Genomic DNA, 14356 nt, shown 5'->3' on the forward strand with positions numbered 1-14356 from the left:
ATAATTGTTATGGGGTCAAACGGCCCAGAAAGCCGGTGCGCTGGCCAGTGCCGCCTTGATCAGTTGTACCGCCTGATCGATGTCCTGCTCGGTGGTAAACCGACCGAGACTCAAGCGAATGGTGCGACCTGCGCTGCGGGCATCATGGCCCAGCGCCAGAAGCACATGGGACGGTGCATTGCTCGCCGAATTGCAGGCCGAGGTCGCCGAAAAGGCAATGCCCGCGCTCAGGGCGGCGGAGTTGAACTCGCCCTCGCTGAACGTCAGGCTCAAGGTGTGGGGGATACGCTGGGTAAGGCTGCCATTGAGGCGCACCCCGGCAATGGTATTCATCTGTTCCAGCAGGCGCTCGCGCAAGGCGACGATGGTCGCCTTTTCTTCAGCGAAGGACGCTGCCGCCAGGGCAAACGCCGTGCCCATGCCGGCGATCTGGTGAGTCGCCAGGGTGCCGGAACGCAAGCCGCCTTCATGGCCACCGCCGTGAATCTGCGCCAGCACTTTCTGCTGCGCACGCGGGCCGACGTACAAGGCGCCGATGCCCTTGGGACCATAGAGCTTGTGGGCGGAAAACGACATCAGGTCCACCGGCCACTCGGCCAGGTCAATCGCCACCTTGCCCGCGCCCTGCGCCGCATCCACGTGAAACAACGCCCCATGCTCACGCACTCGCGCGCCAATCGCCTGGATATCGTTGAGGGTGCCCAACTCGTTGTTCACCAGCATCAGCGACACCAAAAAGGTGTCTTCACGCAATGCTTCACTCACCGCCTCGGCGCTGATCAACCCTTCGGCGTCCGGCACCAGGTACGTCACGGCAACCCCGGCTTCCTGCAACTGGCGAGCGGTGTCGAGCGTGGCCTTGTGTTCGATCTGGCTGGTGATGATATGCCCACCGGCCACGCCCCGCGCCTGGGCGACGCCCTTGATGGCGAGGTTGTTGGACTCGGTGGCACCGGAGGTCCAGACAATCTGTGCCGGCTCGGCGCCAACCAGTTCGGCCACCTGGCGCCGCGCCTGTTCAACCGTTTGCCGGGCCTGTTGGCCGAACGCATGGGAACTGGACGCAGGGTTACCGAAGTTGGCGTTGAAACCCAGACACTCGACCATCACCTGGATGACCCGCTCATCCACCGGCGTGGTGGCGGCGTAGTCGAAATACAGCGGACGTTTATTCATGACGTTAAAGACTCGCAGAGCATGTTCCCGAGAGCAGCGTCTCAGGGGCAGCGATCAGAAAGGAAGATGGTTTACCTGATCCCGTGCCGTTAAAGAAAGACCACTTTATTTAAAAGTGCGTAGGAACGCTCCTGAAATTCAGCTTAACAGGCTCCGGGAAACGGATGGCAAACAAAAAGCCCGAGGTTCCTGTGGGAAACCTCGGGCTCTTCAGACCTGGCCACTGACTCAACTGGGGCGACCGTGCAGCGTCACGCCACGCTCGGCATTCATTTCGCCCTGGCGGTCAAAACCAAACGTGTTCTGTGGCTGGCCAGTCAGTTCAGCTTTCTTCTGTTGGTATTCATCAAACGACAGGCCCCGACGGCTCAGGGCTTCCAGCGCCAGTTCCTTGCTCTCTTCAGCCGAGTAGGCACGCAATTCAGGCGACGAATGGGTCGCACAACCGGCAAGGACTGAGGTGACAAGCAATACGGCAATGGCGAGAAAACGGTTCATGGCGAAGGTCCTGCGAAACGGGTTGAAGTCAATGAACACAGGCTACTCCCGCCCCTGCACGGTGAAAAATCATCAGCCGTGATAGTCGCTATCAACCTTTGCGACACCTGTGATAGTCACGCCACATATTCCATACAGATCTATAAATATGGAAATACGTTCATTTACGGAATAAATACAACCCTCTATAAATGGCCTCAGCGCTCACGCCACTGTTCGCCTGGCAACTGTTGCCCAGGCAACAGTCATTCAACAAAACACCAGGCAGACAACACCGCCATTTTCCAACACCTGGCCCAGAGGCCTCGCCAATCAAGGGCTGCGCAGTTTGGTACAGCTCTTGCTCAAGCCCCGCTACTGCTCTTGCCCTGAGCCACTGTTGAAAAAGGAACTGTTGATGACTCGTCCACTGAATGTCGTTGCCCTCTCCGGCGGAACCTGGCGCCCGTCCCGCACCCTGGTACTGACCCAGGCCGTGCTGGCCGAACTGGCCAATCAATTGCCGATCCAGACCACCCTGATTGAACTCGGCGACATTGCCCGGCCGCTGGGAGGCGCACTGTCGCGCCAGGAACTGCCCGCCGACGTCGAAGCCCAACTGCAAGCGATCGAGCAGGCCGACCTGCTGATCGTCGCCGCCCCGGTGTATCGCGGCTCCTACCCTGGCCTGCTCAAGCACCTGTTCGACCTGGTCGACCTCAACGCGCTGATCAACACCCCGGTGTTGCTGGCGGCCACCGGCGGCAGCGAACGCCACGCCCTGGTACTCGATCACCAACTGCGCCCGCTGTTCAGTTTCTTCCAGGCCCTGACCTTGCCGATTGGCGTGTACGCCACCGAGGCCGATTTCACCGATTACCACATAACCAGTGAGCCCTTGAAGGCCCGCATTCGCCTTGCTGCAGAACGCGCCGCGCCATTGTTTGCCGCGCATCCCACCTCTCTGCTGAAAATCGCTTAAGGATTTGTCATGGATGTTTTCTGGTTTCTGCCTACACACGGTGACGGCCATTACCTGGGCACCACCCAAGGCGCTCGCCCGGTCACCCTCAACTATTTGAAACAAGTCGCTCAAGCGGCGGACAACCTCGGCTACCACGGCGTGCTGATCCCCACCGGCCGCTCCTGCGAAGACTCCTGGGTGATCGCCTCGGCGCTGGTGCCATTGACCGAACGCCTGCGTTACCTGGTAGCGATTCGCCCGGGGATCATCTCGCCGACCGTCTCGGCACGCATGGCTGCCACCCTAGACCGCCTGTCCGGTGGCCGCCTGCTGATCAACGTGGTGACCGGCGGCGACCCCGACGAAAACCGCGGCGACGGCAGCTTCCTCGATCACAGCGAACGCTACGAAGTGACCGACGAATTCCTCAAGATCTGGCGCCGCGTGTTGCAGGGCGAATCGGTAGATTTTGAAGGCAAACACCTGCGTGTGCAGAACGCCAAGGCACTGTACCCACCGGTGCAGAAGCCATATCCACCGCTGTACTTCGGCGGTTCCTCGGATGCCGCCCACGACCTCGCCGCCGAACAGGTGGACGTGTACCTGACCTGGGGCGAACCACCGGCCGCCGTCGCCGAGAAACTCGCCGACGTTCGCGAGCGCGCAGCGCGCCATGGCCGCACCGTCAAGTTCGGGATTCGCCTGCATGTGATCGTGCGCGAAACCGAAGAAGACGCCTGGAAAGCCGCCGCCAAACTGATTGAACACATCAGCGACGAAACCATCGCCGCCGCGCAAAAATCCTTCTCGCGCTTTGACTCCGAAGGCCAGCGGCGCATGGCCGCGCTGCACGACGGGCGTCGCGACAACCTGGAAATTGCCCCCAACCTGTGGGCCGGTGTCGGCCTGGTGCGGGGCGGCGCGGGCACGGCCCTGGTGGGCAACCCTGCGCAAGTCGCCGAGCGGATCAAGGAATACGCGGACCTGGGCATCGAAAGCTTCATCTTCTCCGGCTACCCGCACCTGGAAGAGGCGTACCGCTTTGCCGAGCTGGTGTTCCCGCTGCTGCCGGAACCCTACGCCAGCCTGGCCGGGCGCGGCGTCACCAACCTCACCGGACCGTTCGGCGAAATGATTGCCAACGACGTGCTGCCGGCAAAAGCCAAGGCCTGACCTGCCGTCTGCCGGGGTACGCCCCGGCACACCATGAGGAATACCGCGTGACAGCCAAACCCAACAGCGTCCTGCCCTCCCCCTTGCAGACCGCCAAACTGCTGGCCGCCGAATTCGCCCTCACCGCCGTCGAACGCGACGAGCGTGGCGGCACCCCGAAGACCGAACGTGACGCCCTGCGCCAGAGCGGCTTGCTGGCCCTGAGCATTCCCACCCAATACGGCGGCCTCGGCGCCCGCTGGAGCGAGACCCTGGAGATCGTGCGCGAGTTCGCCAAGGTCGACAGTTCCATCGCCCACGTCTTCGGGTTTCATCATCTGATGCTCGCCACCGTGCGCCTGTTCTCCCGCCCGGAGCAATGGCAACCCTGGTTCGAACAGACCGCGCGTAAAAACTGGTTCTGGGGCAACGCCCTCAACCCGCTGGACACACGCACGGTGGTCAAGGCCTTCGGCGGCTGGCGCGAATTTTCCGGCAAGAAAAGTTTCTGCTCCGGCGCCAGCGACTCGGAAATGCTGATCGCCTCGGCGGTGGATGAAAGCGCCGGCGGCAAACTGCTGATTGCGGCCATCCCCAGCGGCCGCAGCGGCATCACCTTGCACAACGACTGGAACAACATCGGCCAGCGCCAGACCGACAGCGGCAGCGCCACCTTCGAACGGGTACGCGTGGAAGAGTCGGAATTGCTCCTCGATCCCGGCCCGCTCAGCACGCCCTTCGCCTGTCTGCGCCCGCTGATCGCCCAGCTGACCTTCACCCACATGTTCCTCGGCATCGCCGAAGGCGCGTTTGCCGAAGCCCGCAACTACACCCTGACCGAAACCCGGCCCTGGCATAAATCCACGGTGCAGGACATTCGCCAGGACCCGTACGTGCTCAACCACTACGGCGAATTCTGGGTCGCGCTGGAAGGCGTGCGCCTGTTGGTGGAGCGTGCCGCCGAACTGCTGGACCAGGCCTGGGCCAAAGGCCCGAGCCTCAGTGAAAGCGAGCGCGGCGAACTGGCCATCGCCATCGCCACCGCCAAAGTGGCCGCTACCCGCAACGGCCTGGAACTGTGCAGCCGCCTGTTCGAAGTCACCGGCGCGCGCTCCACCCACGCCTCCCTGCGCCTGGACCGGCACTGGCGCAACCTGCGCACGCAAACGTTGCACGATCCGGTGGACTACAAACTCCACGAACTGGGGGACTGGGCGCTGAACCAGTCCCTGCCGATTCCCACGTTCTACTCCTAGAAGAGGTGCCCATGCAGCTTTTAACCTTACCGCCCTCGCCCGCTCTTGCGACCTCGATCCGCGCCACGGCCCAGGTCTTCGAAGACCCCAAATCCCAGGCGTTGCTGGCGCACATCCAGCAAGTCGCGCCGAGCGAAGCCAGCGTGCTGATCATCGGCGAAACCGGCACCGGTAAAGAGCTGGTGGCGCGCCATATCCACAACCTCAGCGCGCGGCGCAACCGGCCGTTCGTGGCGGTCAACTGCGGCGCGTTTTCCGAATCCCTGGTGGAAGCCGAGCTGTTCGGCCACGAAAAAGGCGCCTTCACCGGCGCTCTCAGCGCCAAGGCCGGTTGGTTCGAAGAGGCCGACGGCGGCACCTTGTTCCTCGATGAAATTGGCGACTTGCCGATGGCGATTCAGGTCAAGCTGCTACGCGTCCTGCAGGAACGCGAAGTGGTGCGCCTGGGCTCGCGCAAAAGCATCCCCATCGACGTGCGGGTGTTGGCTGCCACCAACGTTCAGTTGGAAAAAGCCATCAACGCCGGGCATTTTCGCGAGGACCTGTACTACCGCCTCGACGTGGTCAGCCTGGAGCTGAGCCCGCTGCGGGACCGCCCCGGTGACATCCTGCCACTGACCCGTCACTTCATCGAAGCCTACAGCCAGCGCCTGGGTTATGGCCCCATCACCATAAGCCGCGAGGCCGAGCAGAAACTCAAGAGCTACAGTTGGCCGGGCAACATCCGCGAACTGGAAAACGTCATCCACCACACCCTGCTGATTTGCCGCAATGGCGTGATCGAGCGCGACGATCTGCGCCTGTCGAACATGCGCATCGAGCGTCAGGACGACAGCCAGCACGGCATCGACAACAGCGCTGAAGCCTTGCTGGAACGGGCCTTTCAAAAACTTTTCGAAGAACAGGCCGGCGCCCTGCATGAAAAGGTCGAGGATGCGTTGCTGCGTGCCGCGTACCGATTCAGCCATTACAACCAGGTGCACACCGCCAACCTGCTGGGCCTGAGCCGCAACGTGACCCGGACCCGTTTGATCAAGATCGGTGAACTGGCGGTAAACAAGCGACGTCCCGGCGAGAACGTTCAGGGCGAGCGCATGCTGCACCTGTCAATTTAGGCGGCAGTGCAAGGCGTTGTCATGGCTGCGCTCGATGCTGCGCAGCACCTGGAACGAACCGAAGGTCACTGCCGTGGCCTGGTGGGCGCGGATCAGCGTCCAGAAATCTTCCTCACCGTGCTCAAAACACTTGAAGGCCGCCTCCCCGTCTTCGCGGGAGCGCCATTGCAGGTAGCTGAGCACCCGGCGTCCATCATCGCTGACCTGCACACTCGCATTGATAAAGCCGCCATGGCCTTGGGCCAAACGCTCGCTCTGGGACGACAGGGCCGCCACCAAAGCCGATTGCTGCTGAGGTTCGATCTGGAATTCGACCATCTGGGTGAAACTCAGACTCTTCTCTGATACCTGCATGAACATTTCCCTCTCACTGTAGGCACAATCTTGCGATTCGATGCCACGCAGGGTAAAACCTCTAGTTAAGTCAAGGTCAAGGGCTTTTTCATGGTCACCAAAGAACTCACCGTCGGCCAGCTGGCGGCCCGCAGTGGCGTGGCGGTCACCGCGCTGCACTTCTACGAAACCAAGGGGTTGATCAAGAGCAACCGCAACGCCGGCAATCAACGGCGCTACCCGCGGGACGTGTTGCGCCGGGTGGTGGTGATCAAGATTGCCCAGCGTTTGGGCATCCCCCTGGCGACTATCCATGAGGCGCTGCAAACCTTGCCCGATGGCCGCACGCCAACGGCTGCCGACTGGGAACGCCTGTCTGCGCTGTGGCGTGAGGATTTGGACCAGCGCATCGACAAGCTGATGCTGCTGCGGGACAAACTCAGTGGCTGCATTGGCTGCGGGTGTTTGTCGCTGGAGGCGTGCCCACTGCGTAATCACGATGATGTACTGGGTGAGCGCGGGTCTGGGGCACAACTCTTGGAGCCGTCCACATAATGGCGGGGTAACACTCGATCAATGTGGGAGCGGGCTTGCTCGCGAAAGCGGGGTATCAGTCGCCAGATGCAGTGGCTGACCCACCGCCTTCGCGAGCAATCCCGCTCCCACATTTCGATCTCCATCGAGCTTAGAAACCCGGGGCTATCTGGCCCTTGTAGCGGGTCAGGATGAACTGGCGCACTTCATCGGAGTTCAACGCCTTGGCCAGCTTCTGGATGCCCGGGTCGTTGATGTTGTCCGGGCGCGCTACCAGGTACTCGACGTACAGGCTCTTGCCCTTCTCGACGATCAACGCGCTGTTGGTGTCGATCCCGGCTTCCAGGGCGTAGTTGGCGAACACGAACGCCAGGTCCACCTGGCTCACTGAACGCGCGAGCAACGCCCCTTCCAGCTCACGAATTTTCAGGTGCTTGGGGTTCTCGACGATGTCCCGTGGGGTGGCCAGGGTGTTGCTCGGGTCCTTGAGTTTGATCAGGCCGGCTTCGTCCAGCAGCACCAAGGCGCGGCCGGTGTTGACCGGGTCGTTGGGGATCGACACCGTGGCGCCGTCTTTCAGCTCGGAGATATTTTTGATCTTGGTCGAATAAGCGCCGAACGGCTCGATGTGCACGCCTACCACCGGCACCAGATTGGTGTGCCGGGTCTTGTTGTAGTCATCCAGGAATGGCCGGTACTGGTAGTAGTTGGCGTCGATGTTCTTCAGCGCCAGTTGCTGGTTGGGCTGGATGAAATCAGTGAAGACCTTGATTTGCAGGTCCACGCCTTCCTTGGCCAGCGCGGGTTTGACGAACTCCAGGATCTCGGCGTGAGGCACGGGTGTGGCACCCACCACCAACGTCTCGTTGGCGAGGGCATTCAGGGAGAAGACAGCAGCCAAAATGGCCAGGGATTTTTTCATGATTGCTCCGAAAGCAGTCGTTCTAGGAATAGGTTTTAACGGCGGCTGTAACGCGCCACCAAGCGGTCGCCGGTCATTTGCAGGGCCTGCACCAGCACCAACAGCAGCAACACGGTGACCACCATCACGTCGGTCTGGAAACGCTGATAGCCGTAGCGGATGGCCAGGTCGCCCAGGCCACCGCCGCCAATCACCCCGGCCATGGCGGTGTAGTCCACCAGCACAATCGCGGTGACGGTGACCGCCGCCAGCAGGCCGCCCCGGGCTTCCGGCAACAGCGTATGGCGGATCACCTGCCAGGTGCTGGCGCCCATGGACTGGGTGGCCTCCACCACGCCACGGTCGACTTCACGCAAGGCGGTTTCCACCAGCCGCGCGAAGAACGGCGTACAGCCCACCACCAACGGCGGAATCGTGCCGGGCACGCCCAATGAGGTGCCCACCAGCAAGGTGGTCACCGGGATCAGCACAATCAGCAGGATGATGAACGGCAGCGAACGCAGCACGTTCACCACCACCGACAACGCGCGGTACACCACCAGGGTTTCGTGCAACTGGCGCTTGCCGGTGAGGAACAACACCACCCCCAGCGGCAACCCGAGCAGCACGGTAAAACCCAGGGCCGCGCTGAGCATGCTCAGGGTTTCCAGGCACGCTTGGCCGATGTCGGCCCAATAGATGTTTTTAAACAGCTCGGCCATGGTTCAAGACCAGTCGTGACGCGGGGGCTTGGCGCCGTTGAGCAACCAGTTGCCCACCACGTGGTACTTCCACCGCACCGGGTCATGCAGGGTATGCACCCGGGCATTGCGCCAGTGCCGGTCGAAGTTGTGCTTCTTCAAGGTGGACCGGGTGCCGCCGAGTTCGAAGAGTTTGTTGCTGGCGTCGATGGCGATTTCGGTGGTCAGCACCTTGGCCCGGGCAACGGCCAGTGAGGCATGGGCGACGCTGTCTTCATCGGGTGCCGGGCGCGCGGCGTCGAGGGCTTTTCCGGCCCGTTCCAGCAGGGCTTCCGCCGCTTCCAGGCGAATATCCAGCGCACCGACCTGGATAATGGTCAGCGGGTCTTCGCTGGCTTTTTCCACCCTGGCATCGATCCATGGGCGGGCGAATTGCTGGACGAACTGCACCGTGTCACGCAGCGCGGCACGGGCGATGCCGGCGTCGATGGCGGCGGTGGTCAGTTGGGCGAATGGCCCGGCCAGGGTCGGCGAATCGTAGGAGCGATGGGTAGGAAACAGGTTGAACGCCGGCACCTTCAGGTTTTCGGCCAACACCGTACCGCTGGACGTGGTGCGCTGGCCCATGCTGTCCCAGTCATCGACCACCACCAGGCCTTCAGTGCCGCGCGGCACGAACGCCAGTTGCGCATTTTGCTGTTCATCCAGCGCCAGCACCGCCAGCCAGTGGGCGTACAGCGAACCGGTGCAATAACCCTTGCGGCCGTTGATCACATAGCCGTCGCCTTGCCGGCGGATGGTCGCCTGGATGTCCTGGACGTTCTTGCCGCCGGTTTCCGACAGTGCGTTGGCAAACCGATGCCCCTCCAGCGCCAGGCCAAAAAAGTACGCCTGCTGTTCAGGCGTGCCTTGCAGGCGGATGTCTTCCAGCAGGCAGTAATGGTTCTGCGGGATTTGCCCCAGCGAGGGATCGGCCGCCGAGATAATCGCAATCACCTGGGCCAGCACCGCGTAGGACACCTGGGCGCCGCCAAACTCGCGGGGCACGCTGATGCCCCACAGGCCGCTGTTGGAATACAGGTCGACCACGTCCGCCGGCACCTGGCGGGTGCGATCGCGTTCGGCGTCTTGTTCCAGCAATACGGCGGCGACTTGGTGGGCAACGGCCAGGGCATGGGCCTCGTCGCGGATCAGCTCGGCGTGAGGTGAGTGAATCGGGTAATCGGCAGATACAGGCAGTACAGACATACAACGCTCTCGGGCGAATGATTTACCTGAGGCATTGCAGCTTCTGTGCCTGAGGCGCCAGGCCTTCAAACACAAGGGTTTGCGCCCGATCTACGCGCGGCAGACCGCCCACGGCGCAGCAAACTGCCGGTTTGCTGTTGCCTGGGCAACACCTCGTCGGCTGCCCGCAGGCCACGGCGCACGTGGCCTATAGTGAAAAAGCCGTCCCTCCATAACCACAATCAAGGAGAACGAAATGAGCGTTAACCCCATTCCCGAGGGCTATCACAGCATCACGCCGTACCTGGGCATCGACAAAGCCGCTGAAGCCATCGAGTTCTACAAACAAGCCTTTGGCGCCACCGAAGTCATGCGCCTGGACATGCCCGACGGCAAGGTCGGCCATGCCGAACTGCGCATTGGTGATTCGCCGATCATGATGGCCTCGCCCTGCGGCGAGATGTCGTTCGGCAGCCCGGGCAAGGAACACCCCAGTGTGTGCCTGCATCTCTACGTGCAAGACGTCGACCAACAGTTCGCCCGGGCGATCAAGGCTGGCGGCACGGCGATTTCAGAGCCCAAGGATCAGTTTTACGGCGACCGTTCCGGGACGCTGAAAGACCCGTTCGGGCACGTGTGGTTCCTGGCTACGCGCAAGGAGGATTTGACCGAGGCACAGGTTCGCCAGCGGGCCGAGGCGTTGTTCAAGCAAGGATGAAGTCGCCTGGGCGACACAACCCAACTGTGGGAGCTGGCTTGCCTGCGATGGCATCACCTCGGTGCGACTGATACACCGAGTTGCCTGCATCGCAGGCAAGCCAGCTCCCACAGTTGACCTGCACTGCCTGAAAGATCGGGCTTCAACACACTTCATGAACAACCCCTCCACGTTTTCCCCCTTGCCCCAGGCGCCGTGTGATTTCAGGATGCAGGCAATCATCACAAGGAGTCATTCCATGTTCGCCGGATTCCAAAAAGACCAGCGCCACGTCAACGGTGTGGACATCAACTACCGCAAAGGCGGCGCGGGTCCCGGCCTGCTCCTACTGCACGGGCACCCGCAGACCCACGTCATCTGGCACAAAGTCGCCGAGCAACTGGCCGAACACTTCACCGTGGTCGCCGCCGACCTGCGCGGTTACGGCGACAGCAGCAAACCCGCCGCCGATGAGCATCACATCCACTACTCCAAGCGCGAAATGGCCCGCGACGGCGTCGAGTTGATGAAGGCCCTGGGCTTTGATGAATTCTCGGTGCTGGCCCACGACCGTGGCGCCCGCGTCGCCCATCGCCTGGCCCTGGACCACCCCAAGGCCGTGCAACGCATGGTGCTGCTGGACATCGCACCGACGCTTTCGATGTACGCCCAGACCGACGAGGCCTTTGCCCGCGCCTACTGGCACTGGTTCTTCCTGATCCGCCCGGCGCCGTTGCCGGAAAGCCTGATCGAAAGCAACCCCGAGCTGTACCTGCGCAGCGTCATGGGCAGCCGCAGTGCCGGGCTCAAGCCGTTCACCGATGAAGCCTTTGCCGAATACCTGCGCTGCCTGAAACTGCCCGGCACCGCCACCGGCATCTGCGAAGACTACCGTGCCGCCGCCGGCATCGACCTCGAGCACGACCGCGCCGATATCGACAACGGCAACCAGCTGAACCTGCCGTTGCTGGTGATGTGGGGCGCCGAGGGTACCGTCGGGCGCTGTTTCGAACCCCTCAAGGAATGGCAAAAAGTAGCCACCGACGTACGTGGCAAGGCCCTGCCGGCCGGCCACTACATCGCTGAAGAAGCCCCAGAGCTGTTGCTCGGCGAAGTCCTGACCTTCCTTCGTTGAGCCTTTAGTCAACCGCTGATCTGATCGATCCCGCCCCGCAGGCTTGAAAAAGCCTGCGACGGGATCTGCTTGCCCAAGAAACGTCTCGAGATAATAAAAATGACAATCAGAAAACTGCTGGGAACCCTGTATGTGCAGGTGATCATCGCCATTGTGCTGGGCGTGTTGATCGGCAACCACTGGCCCCAGGTGGGCATTGACCTGAAGCCCTTGGGCGACGGTTTTATCAAGCTGATCAAGATGATCATCGGCCCGATCATCTTCTGCACCGTGGTCTCCGGCATCACCAGCATGCACGACGTGAAGCAGGTGGGCCGCGTGGGCGGCAAGGCGCTGCTGTATTTCGAGATTGTCTCCAGCATCGCCCTGGTGATCGGCATCCTCGCCGCGCATCTGCTGCACCCGGGCGTGGGGTTCAACATTGATGTGAAGACCCTCGACAGCTCGGCCATCGCCGGTTTTGTCGGCCAGGCCGAACACGGCGAAGGCGTCACCGGGTTCCTGATGCACGTGATCCCGACCACCTTCTTCGACGCCTTCTCCAAGGGCGAAATCCTGCCGGTGCTGTTTGTGTCAGTGCTGTTTGGCCTCGGGCTGGTGATGATAGGCGAGAAGGGCCGGCCCTTGGTAGGCGTGATCAACCAGGCCAGCGAAGTGTTCTTCCGCATCGTCGGGATGATCAGTCGCGTCGCGCCGATCGGTGCGTTCGGCGCGATCGCCTTCACCATCGGCAAATACGGCCTGGGTTCGCTGCTGCCGCTGCTGAAACTGGTGGGCACGTTCTACGTCACCGCGTTTTTCTTCGTGGCGGTGGTGCTGGGCAGCATTGCCCGCTATGTCGGCTTCAGCATCTTCAAGCTGCTGACGTACATCAAGGCCGAACTGTTGATCGTGCTGGGCACCAGCTCCTCCGAATCGGCCCTGCCGCAACTGATCCAGAAACTCGAAAGCCTCGGCGCCTCCAAAGGCGTAGTGGGGATTGTGGTGCCCACTGGCTACACCTTCAACCTGGACGGCACCAACATCTATATGACCCTGGCGGTGCTGTTCCTGGCCCAGGCCACCAATATCGACCTGACGCTGGAGCAACAACTGACCCTGCTGGCGGTGGCGATGCTCACCTCCAAAGGCGCGGGCGCAGTGGTAGGCGCAGGCTTCGTCGCGCTGGCCGCCAGCCTGGCGGTGGTGCCGACGGTGCCGGTGGCGGCGATGGTGCTGATCCTGGGTGTCGACCGCTTCATGGCCGAGTGCCGCTCGTTGACCAATATCATCGGCAATGCCGTGGCCGCCCTGGTGGTGGCTGCGTGGGAAGGCGAACTGGACCGCGAGAAGATGGCGCCTATCGCCCTCAAGCATGGCCGTCATGCGCGGGCTGCTGCGCAGGCGAAGATCGCCGCTGAGTAGACCTTAAGTACCAATCCCCTGTGGCGAGGGAGCTTGCTCCCGCTGGAGTGCGCAGCGCTCCCCTCTTTTTGGGGCCGCTGCGCAGCCCAGCGGGAGCAAGCTCCCTCGCCACACCGGTGCTATTCTGGCGGCTCATGCCGCCACGCCTGTTTCTGATGACTAACAAGAAAGATACCGTGCCCCTACCTGAAGACCTGCGGGTATTCCTGACCGTGATCCGCAAGGCCGGCTTTGCTGCGGCTGCCGATGAGCTGGGCTTGTCCCCGGCCTACGTCAGCAAGCGTATCCAGATTCTCGAAACCACCCTTGCCACCCGCCTGCTGCACCGCACCAGCCGCCGTATCGCCCTGACCGAAGACGGTGAGCGCGTGCAGCGCTGGGCCGTGCGTATTCTCGAAGACTTCCAGCAACTGTCCGATGAGCTTTCCGACGCCCACGACAGCCCCCGTGGCCATCTGCATTTGTGCAGCAGCTTCGGTTTCGGCCGCAACCATGTGGCGCCGGCCCTGTCGCTGCTGGCTGAGCAATACCCGGACCTGGAGATTCGCCTGGACCTGTTTGACCGGGTGGTGGATATCGTCAGCGAGGGTTTTGACCTGGAGATTCGCGTGGGCGACGACATTCCCGGGCAACACATCGGCCGCCGGCTGGTGAGCAACCGCCGGGTGTTGTGTGCCGCGCCCGCCTACCTCGAACGCCGAGGCACGCCGCAGCACTTGAGCGACCTGGAGCAACACGACTGCCTGGTACTCAAAGAGCGCGACAACGCCTTTGGCATCTGGCACCTGGAACGCGATGGCGTGCAGGACAGCGTGCGCGTGCGTGGGCCGCTGTCATCCAACAATGGCGAGATCGTTTTGCAATGGGCACTTGATGGGCGTGGGGTGTTGTTGCGGTCGATGTGGGATGTGAAGCCGCTGCTGGAGCAAGGGAAACTGGTGCAGGTGCTGCATGACTACACCCAGAGTGCCAACGTGTGGGCGGTGTATCCGACGCGGCTGGCGTACTCCGGGAAGCTGCGGGCGTGTGTGGAGTTTTTGCAGGAGCACTTCAAGGGGTTGTCGATTTGATGCCCCGGGGCTTGGGTACATATCCGTTATTTGGGTGATGGCTGGTATTGGTTCCGCTCTTACAGCGGCTCACTTTTGAACAGCGCAAAAGTAAGCAAAACGCTCTTGCCCCACCACTCGGCACCTCGCCTAGGCTCGGTGTGCCCTCACTCCGGCTTTGGACCGTGGGCCGCCGCGATGGGCCATCCTTGGCCCAGCGCGGCTAACCCGGCGT

Annotated in this window: 15 protein-coding genes; 9 read left to right on the top strand and 6 right to left on the bottom strand. The window is 62.2% G+C overall.

Going from position 1 to position 14356, the window contains the following annotated elements; genetic code table 11:
• Nucleotides 1-15: 15 nt before the first annotated feature.
• On the bottom strand, nucleotides 16-1176 hold the full coding sequence (locus tag JFV30_RS19030; RefSeq protein WP_201124914.1) for a cysteine desulfurase family protein: 1161 nt from the start codon (nucleotides 1174-1176) through the stop codon (nucleotides 16-18).
• A 228-nt stretch (nucleotides 1177-1404) separates the two neighbouring features.
• A complete protein-coding gene (locus tag JFV30_RS19035; protein WP_201124915.1) occupies nucleotides 1405-1674 on the bottom strand; it encodes a hypothetical protein in 270 nt (89 codons plus the stop codon).
• 397 nt (nucleotides 1675-2071) lie between these two features.
• Between JFV30_RS19035 and msuE the strand changes: the two genes are divergently transcribed.
• Genes msuE through JFV30_RS19055 form a run of 4 tightly spaced genes read left to right on the top strand, consistent with a single transcriptional unit; the run spans nucleotide 2072 to nucleotide 6140 of the window.
• Nucleotides 2072-2635 carry an FMN reductase gene (gene msuE / locus JFV30_RS19040; protein WP_010166573.1) on the top strand — a complete coding sequence of 188 codons (564 nt, stop codon included), beginning with the start codon at nucleotides 2072-2074 and terminating at the stop codon, nucleotides 2633-2635.
• A 9-nt stretch (nucleotides 2636-2644) separates the two neighbouring features.
• The gene (gene ssuD, locus JFV30_RS19045; protein WP_201124916.1) at nucleotides 2645-3790 is read left to right on the top strand and encodes an FMNH2-dependent alkanesulfonate monooxygenase; all 1146 of its coding nucleotides are present in this window, start codon (nucleotides 2645-2647) and stop codon (nucleotides 3788-3790) included.
• Between the two features lie 47 nt (nucleotides 3791-3837).
• Entirely contained in the window at nucleotides 3838-5025 is a 1188-nt protein-coding gene (locus JFV30_RS19050; protein ID WP_010166569.1) for an acyl-CoA dehydrogenase family protein, read from the top strand.
• A gap of 11 nt (nucleotides 5026-5036) precedes the next feature.
• Nucleotides 5037-6140 carry a sigma-54 interaction domain-containing protein gene (locus JFV30_RS19055; RefSeq protein ID WP_010166567.1) on the top strand — a complete coding sequence of 368 codons (1104 nt, stop codon included), beginning with the start codon at nucleotides 5037-5039 and terminating at the stop codon, nucleotides 6138-6140.
• On the opposite strand, the gene JFV30_RS19060 is transcribed toward JFV30_RS19055, so the two are convergent.
• On the bottom strand, nucleotides 6132-6494 hold the full coding sequence (locus tag JFV30_RS19060; protein WP_201124917.1) for an antibiotic biosynthesis monooxygenase: 363 nt from the start codon (nucleotides 6492-6494) through the stop codon (nucleotides 6132-6134). The two genes, JFV30_RS19055 and JFV30_RS19060, sit on opposite strands and share 9 nt — an antisense overlap.
• Nucleotides 6495-6584: 90 nt before the next feature.
• Here JFV30_RS19060 and soxR point away from each other — a divergent pair, with 90 nt between their 5' ends.
• Nucleotides 6585-7028: a redox-sensitive transcriptional activator SoxR gene (gene soxR, locus JFV30_RS19065; RefSeq protein ID WP_201124918.1), complete on the top strand. Its 444-nt coding sequence runs from the start codon at nucleotides 6585-6587 to the stop codon at nucleotides 7026-7028.
• 130 nt (nucleotides 7029-7158) lie between these two features.
• Here soxR and JFV30_RS19070 read toward each other — a convergent pair whose 3' ends face one another.
• The 3 genes from JFV30_RS19070 to JFV30_RS19080 are packed head-to-tail and all read right to left on the bottom strand — an operon-like array spanning nucleotide 7159 to nucleotide 9857.
• Nucleotides 7159-7929, bottom strand: a complete 771-nt coding sequence (locus JFV30_RS19070) for a MetQ/NlpA family ABC transporter substrate-binding protein (protein ID WP_201124919.1) — start codon at nucleotides 7927-7929, stop codon at nucleotides 7159-7161.
• Between the two features lie 35 nt (nucleotides 7930-7964).
• Entirely contained in the window at nucleotides 7965-8630 is a 666-nt protein-coding gene (locus JFV30_RS19075; RefSeq protein WP_010166559.1) for a methionine ABC transporter permease, read from the bottom strand.
• A 3-nt stretch (nucleotides 8631-8633) separates the two neighbouring features.
• Nucleotides 8634-9857 carry an SfnB family sulfur acquisition oxidoreductase gene (locus JFV30_RS19080; RefSeq protein ID WP_201124920.1) on the bottom strand — a complete coding sequence of 408 codons (1224 nt, stop codon included), beginning with the start codon at nucleotides 9855-9857 and terminating at the stop codon, nucleotides 8634-8636.
• A gap of 235 nt (nucleotides 9858-10092) precedes the next feature.
• Between JFV30_RS19080 and JFV30_RS19085 the strand changes: the two genes are divergently transcribed.
• The 4 genes from JFV30_RS19085 to JFV30_RS19100 all read left to right on the top strand — a co-directional run bounded on the left by JFV30_RS19085 (nucleotide 10093) and on the right by JFV30_RS19100 (nucleotide 14142).
• A complete protein-coding gene (locus JFV30_RS19085) occupies nucleotides 10093-10554 on the top strand; it encodes a VOC family protein (RefSeq protein ID WP_201124921.1) in 462 nt (153 codons plus the stop codon).
• A gap of 238 nt (nucleotides 10555-10792) precedes the next feature.
• On the top strand, nucleotides 10793-11668 hold the full coding sequence (locus tag JFV30_RS19090; protein ID WP_201124922.1) for an alpha/beta fold hydrolase: 876 nt from the start codon (nucleotides 10793-10795) through the stop codon (nucleotides 11666-11668).
• A 99-nt stretch (nucleotides 11669-11767) separates the two neighbouring features.
• Nucleotides 11768-13072, top strand: a complete 1305-nt coding sequence (dctA, locus tag JFV30_RS19095; RefSeq protein ID WP_010166551.1) for a C4-dicarboxylate transporter DctA — start codon at nucleotides 11768-11770, stop codon at nucleotides 13070-13072.
• A gap of 155 nt (nucleotides 13073-13227) precedes the next feature.
• On the top strand, nucleotides 13228-14142 hold the full coding sequence (locus tag JFV30_RS19100) for a LysR substrate-binding domain-containing protein (RefSeq protein ID WP_201124923.1): 915 nt from the start codon (nucleotides 13228-13230) through the stop codon (nucleotides 14140-14142).
• The last annotated feature ends 214 nt before the right edge of the window (nucleotides 14143-14356 follow it).

Origin of the sequence: Pseudomonas sp. TH32 (genome assembly GCF_016650855.1) — a bacterium.
Lineage (GTDB): Bacteria > Pseudomonadota > Gammaproteobacteria > Pseudomonadales > Pseudomonadaceae > Aquipseudomonas.